Annotated in this window: 6 protein-coding genes and 1 pseudogene; 6 read left to right on the top strand and 1 reads right to left on the bottom strand. The window is 62.9% G+C overall.

The genetic code is table 11. The features are described from left to right. Positions 1-412 precede the first annotated feature (412 nt). The 6 genes and pseudogenes from CCR95_RS14355 to CCR95_RS26370 form a co-directional block, all read left to right on the top strand. Positions 413-1,372, top strand: a complete 960-nt coding sequence (locus CCR95_RS14355) for a toprim domain-containing protein (protein ID WP_201095613.1) — start codon at positions 413-415, stop codon at positions 1,370-1,372. Then, positions 1,369-3,504: a DNA primase family protein gene (locus tag CCR95_RS14350; RefSeq protein WP_201095611.1), complete on the top strand. Its 2,136-nt coding sequence runs from the start codon at positions 1,369-1,371 to the stop codon at positions 3,502-3,504. Before CCR95_RS14355 ends, CCR95_RS14350 begins: the two co-directional genes overlap by 4 nt. Further along, positions 3,501-3,941 carry a hypothetical protein gene (locus CCR95_RS14345; protein ID WP_201095609.1) on the top strand — a complete coding sequence of 147 codons (441 nt, stop codon included), beginning with the start codon at positions 3,501-3,503 and terminating at the stop codon, positions 3,939-3,941. Before CCR95_RS14350 ends, CCR95_RS14345 begins: the two co-directional genes overlap by 4 nt. Positions 3,942-4,040: 99 nt before the next feature. Next, positions 4,041-4,664 (top strand): hypothetical protein, encoded by a 624-nt coding sequence (locus CCR95_RS14340; RefSeq protein WP_207188633.1) that lies wholly within the window; start codon positions 4,041-4,043, stop codon positions 4,662-4,664. Further along, positions 4,661-4,984, top strand: a complete 324-nt coding sequence (locus tag CCR95_RS14335; RefSeq protein WP_201095605.1) for an HGGxSTG domain-containing protein — start codon at positions 4,661-4,663, stop codon at positions 4,982-4,984. Before CCR95_RS14340 ends, CCR95_RS14335 begins: the two co-directional genes overlap by 4 nt. A 136-nt stretch (positions 4,985-5,120) precedes the next feature. Further along, positions 5,121-5,264, top strand: a pseudogene (locus CCR95_RS26370) (ribbon-helix-helix protein, CopG family); the annotation flags it as partial. Between the two features lie 119 nt (positions 5,265-5,383). Here the strand turns inward: CCR95_RS26370 and CCR95_RS14325 are convergent. Then, positions 5,384-5,547 (bottom strand): IS4 family transposase (locus CCR95_RS14325; protein ID WP_276570215.1); only part of this gene is annotated, 164 nt, incomplete at its 5' end.

Here is a 5,547-nt window from a genome sequence, read left to right as displayed (position 1 = left end):
TTTACTCTTCCACTATTGAATAACTTGGCACTACATTGCGATTTTCGGCCGGCGTGTACATAAAGATCAGATGGTTAGATGCCATCTGGGGGTGTTTATCAATGGGGTTATGTTAAAGATGGGTTAGGAGGGTTCGCCATGAGCAAGGCAAAAGCCCATCGTGCGGCTTGGCGTGAAAAGCAGCACCGCAGATATGAAAAAGCCACGGATGAAGGCCGTGGCTTTGAGAAGCAGAAACAATCAGCGTATTCTTTGTGCCGTCACGGGCGCCCGGCAAGGCGACCCGCGTAAAGCAATCCGACCGTTACTCGGCTTGCACCGGCGGCACAATTCTACCTGATCCCAGGGCGTCTTGCGCCTGCCTCTGCCCGCCTGTGTGCGGTCGGTTCACTCACTTCATGAGGAACCGACCATGACCATCGACTCGCCTCTCAAGGGCTTGCCCCCCGACTTTTGCGCTTCGGCGCCTAGTCTCACGACCTGGCAGGCGATTGACGCCTTCGCCGAGGCCATCGCATCGGCGGGGCTCGGCAACCCCGACATCATCGCCGATGGCGCCCTGCATCGGTTTCGCACCGACGACGATAAGCCCGGCAAGTTGTCGGGCTGGTACACCCTGCATCTGGATCGTCTGCCGGCTGGCGTCTTCGGCAGTTGGAAGCTCGGATTGACTGAAACCTGGTGCGCGAAGGCGCGCGATGAGATGACGCCTCGCGAGCACTATGACTTCCGAGGCTTGATCGAGCAGGCCAAGCGCCAGCGCGATGCCGAACGGGCACGCCAGCACCAAGCCGGCGCCGAGAAGGCCGGGCGGATCTGGGACCATGCCGAACCCGCCGATCCGACGCATCCGTATCTGCGCAAGAAAGGCATCCAGCCCCATGGCATCCGCCAGCAGGGGATCGGGCTCATCGTGCCCGTCATGGTCGAGGGCCAGATCACCAGCCTTCAGACCATCTATCCCGATGGTGCCAAGCGGTTTCTGTCTGGGGGTCGGATGTCTGGGGGCGCCTATCGGATCGACGATGCCGTCACCCGCCCCGAGATTCTGATTGCCGAGGGGTTTGCGACCGGCGCCAGTCTGCACGAAGAGATTGGTGCGGCCGTGTGGTGCACCTTCAATTGCAACAATCTCTTACCCGTCGCCAAGACCATCCGCCGCCTTAACCCGGAGATTGACATCGTCATCTGTGGTGACGATGACCAATGGACCGAGGGCAACCCAGGACGTACCAAAGCCAAAGCCGCCGCTATCGCCATCGGCGCCAGGTTATTGATGCCCGACTTCAGCGTAATGGACCTCAGCACGCGACCAACTGACTGGAACGATTGGTATCAACTGCGGCGCCAAGGTCGGGAGGCATCGGTATGAGCGCACGGAAATCCAGACGCGGCATCCGCATCAAGCCACTGCCCGAGACGCTTCCGGCTGATGGTGCGCCCATCGAAGACGCCTTGCTGACCGCGCACCAGGACGAGGGCAGCGCCAACGATGAGGATGGTGTCAGCCTTGACGCCCGCGATCCGCTGAGCACGGCGACCGATCCCGTGGCCGAACAGCTCGCTGAGGCCAACGCCCTGATCACGGGCGCCATTGCGCGGCAACCGGATGATCCCGGCGCGGTCTTCGAGCCGGACGTGATCGAGGCATGGAATGCGGTGTATGACGCCAGTCAGGCGGAATATCAGCGGTTGCGGGCACGCGCCAAGGAGGCCGGCGCGTCCAAGATCGAGATCGATAAGGCGGTTGGCGCACGGAACAAACGTGTGGCGGAGAAGAAGAAAACCGAACATAACATTTCAAGCAGCACCAACAGCACTTCCAGCACTGACGCGGTTTTAGGCACGACTCGATCCAGCATCGAGGTGTTTCAATCCAGCACATCCAGCACCGAGGCCCTGCCGGAACAGCTTGGCGTTCTGGTGCGCTGGACGGAGCAAGGTCCGCGACTTCAGATCGCCTCCGACGCGGCGCTGGTGGTCGCCACCGTGCTGAGGGGGCGCTTCGCCTACTGCCCGCAAGCCGAACTCTGGCACGCCTTCAGCGGCGCGCATTGGGCGCCCCTGCTTCAGCCGACGCCGATCCACGAAGCCCTGACCCGCTGGCTCTATCCGGCGACCGATGCGGTCGGCTTCACGCCCCGCTATCAGGATTCGATCCTAGCCCTGATCCAGCGGGCCAATATGCTGGCGCTGCCGCCGCTCAGAGCGGGTGTCCTGCCATTTCGCAACGGCTTACTGGATCTGTCCGCGCGGCGCCTGATTCCGATCACGGCGGACAATGCCCAGACCTGGCATCTGCCGTTTGACTACCGACCGGATTCAACCTGCTTCCGGATCAAACAGTGGCTCTCCGAGGCCGTCGATCAGGATGACGACACCGTGCAACTGCTGCGCGCCTTCATGCGGGCGCTGATCGTCGGCGGCGCCTATCTGCAACGCTTTCTGCATCTGATCGGGCCGGGAGGCTCGGGGAAATCGACCTTCATCCGCCTGGTGACGGCACTGATCGGCGAGGGCAACACCGTTGCGACGGATCTGAAGGAACTGGAGCAAAACCGCTTCGAGTCCGCCAGCCTCTATCAGCGACGCCTGGCCGTCATCTCCGACTCGGACAAATACGGCGGCTCGATCAATAAACTCAAGGCCATCACCGGGCAAGATCCGCTGCGCCTGGAGCGCAAGCACGTTCAACAAACGGGGTCTTTCACCTTCGACGGGCTGGTGTTTCTGGCCTCGAACGAGGCGCTGGTGACCACTGACTACACCTCTGGCCTGGAGCGGCGGCGGGTGACCGTCAATTTCGATCATCGGTTTACCGAGGAAGAGAAGACCGCGTTTCGGGCGGCGGGCGACGAAGCCGCGTTGCAGGCCGAGCTTCCCGGACTGGCGAACTGGTTGTTGGACATGACGACCGAGGACATGGAACACCGGATCAAGTACCCCCCGGTGAAGACCATCGAAGCCAATGATGAGGCGATGCGGGCCGGGAATCCGGCCTCGGATTGGTTGATGGAGTGCTGCATCCCTGAATCTGGCGCCTGGACGCAAGTCGGTATCAAGGTCGAGGGCAGGAACCCGAACAACGGCACGATCACTTACGACGACGCCGACACCAAGCTGTACCCCAGCTATCTCACCTGGTGTCGGCGCAATGGACGCGAATCGCTGTCCTTGAGGCGGTTTCGGTCCGTGGTTCTCGATATGGCTCGGACGCTGGGCGTCGCAGTCATCGAGTCGCGACGGTCACCGGGCCAAGGGATTCAAGGGTTGCGGCTTCGCCATGAGTCTGAGGCACCGCACCAGTGGCGTGGAACGGCCAAACCGCACGCAGCCGATGCGTCGAGTGCTGGAAGTGCTGTTGCGGCTGCCGCGAGTGCTGGAGCAAATGGAGCGCAACCCATTGAACATGCTGGAAGTGCTGCAAATGCTGCTTCTCCGAGCGACTTCGGTTTGCTGTCTGCCCGCCACACACACGAAAACCTCGTGGAGGTGGAATTGTGACCGCCGCTCTGCTCGAAACCCTCGCAACCGCTGGCGTGCGTGTCCGTCTCGGCGCGCCCGGCAAGTTGAAGCTGTCAGGCGATCAGTCCGCCATCGATCGCTTCATCCCCGAGATCCGCGCCCACAAGGCCGAGCTGCTGGCGCGGCTCGCCGCGAACGCGGATCCACTCCCACTCACCCAAGACCAGCGGGACAGCATCCGCGAGGCCATCACCGAACGGGCCGCCATCCAGGAGTACGACGGCGGTCTATCCCGGTCGGAAGCCGAGAACCAGGCGACCCGCGCGATGCGCGTCTACCGCTACTGCCTGACCGACAAACCGACCGACTGGCTGGTGATGATCGCACCGGGTTGCGACCTGGATGAGGCGCGGCGAACCCTGGTCGGGCAGTTCGGCGCCGGGCGCCTGATCGACGTTCGGGAATCGGCGTCATGACCGGCTCAGGCGTGGCGTGAGACATCGACAGGCCGTTGGGCGCGGCGAAGTTTCCCAAATGATTTAGGCAAAATCTGCGAGGTCGACAGCATGGGTGGGATGGGTTCCGGGGAGTATCAGAGCCGGCGCAAGGGCACGACCACGCGCTGGCGCCAACTCGACATCCGCCAGTTGGCGCGGCAGGGGTTGCTTCACCCTGGCGCTTGGACGACGTGGTCCTGGAGCCTGGGCGGCAGGTCTGACGGCTCGGTCAGGTTTTCCACCACCGACACCACCCTGGAGGTGGACTACCGCCGATCGGCCGACGGCCACGCCTGGCAGACGCGGCGCGAAACCCTCGACATTGCGCGGACCGCCTGCCATCTCGGGGGGACACGGCCCTGGCTCCATTGCCCGGTGTGCTGGCGACGGTGTGCCATCCTGTACCTGACCGAGCACGGCTTGATGTGCCGGACCTGCGGTGAACTGAATTACCCCAGCACCCGGCAAAACAAGGCCACGCGGGCCATGACGCGGGTTCTGGCGATCCGCCAGCGGCTCGGATGGGGCGGCACCTGTATGGACGGGCACGGCGGTAAACCCGAGGGCATGCGCTGGCGTGAATACTTCAAACTGGTGTGGAAACATGACGCGGAAGTCGAGCAGGCCACGGCGGCGCTGTTGCCCTGGCTGGACCAGCAGCATCGGCAGTTGGAGAAGCGGATCGGGAGCAAGGCGACATGACCGATCTGTCCAGCCACCCACGACCCAGCCGCAAGCGCAAAGGCGCACCCGTCTGCGGCGCCAAGACCCGACGCGGCACGCCCTGTCAGTGCAAGCCGCTCAAGCGTGGCGGGCGCTGTCGGTTTCATGGCGGACTGAGCACCGGCCCACGAACACCCGAGGGCAGGATCCAGGCTACCGAGAATCTGGCGAAGGCCCGCGCGGCACTCAATTCACCCGAGCATGTAGACACGCGCAAGACACGGGCAGCGAAGGGCCGCAAGACCCTCGAACGACGTGCCAGATACCGGAAAATGGGCCTGCCGGAATGGCTGTGGTGAGCCTCATGTTTGCGGTTTTCTGCACGCATAACGCGCGATCGCGTCATGGGCTTGTTGATGGACGTTTGATGGTTGGCAAGCGCGAGGCCGGCGCGGGACAGCGAATCAACGGGGCAGCATGTAGGAGATATCGAGCATGACGACAGCGGCACAGCAGAGCCGGTATCGGGCGCAGGACAGCAAAAAGCTAGTGCAGGTCCGGTTGTCTTCCGAAGCCGTGGACCGACTGGATCGGATTGTGAAGAAACGCGGCGCTTCGGGACGGGCGGAGATCCTGGAAGATATTCTGATGGCTTCGGCGCCTGATCCGCTCTGGCTGGTGTCAGTCGCGGCGCGCTTACTGCGGGCCTATTTCGAGCAGACCGGGGAAACGTCGGTTCGGGCGTTAAATGCATCCCATTACACACAACTTTCCGTGTCCGGCATCTCCCTGGCATATTTGATCCCGGCGGCGAAGTCCATGATGCGCTGCATGCCCAGCCAGATCGTCTTCAAACCGGGCTCGCCATCGCCCTTGCGCCCGAGAAACCCGCCGAGACGGGCGATGAGGCGCATCACCTCGT

The organism is Thiocystis minor (assembly GCF_016653465.1).
Classification (GTDB): Bacteria; Pseudomonadota; Gammaproteobacteria; order Chromatiales; family Chromatiaceae; genus Chromatium; species Chromatium minus.
The sequence above is the reverse complement of the archived record's forward strand: the minus strand, read 5'-3'. Positions and strand labels throughout refer to the sequence as shown.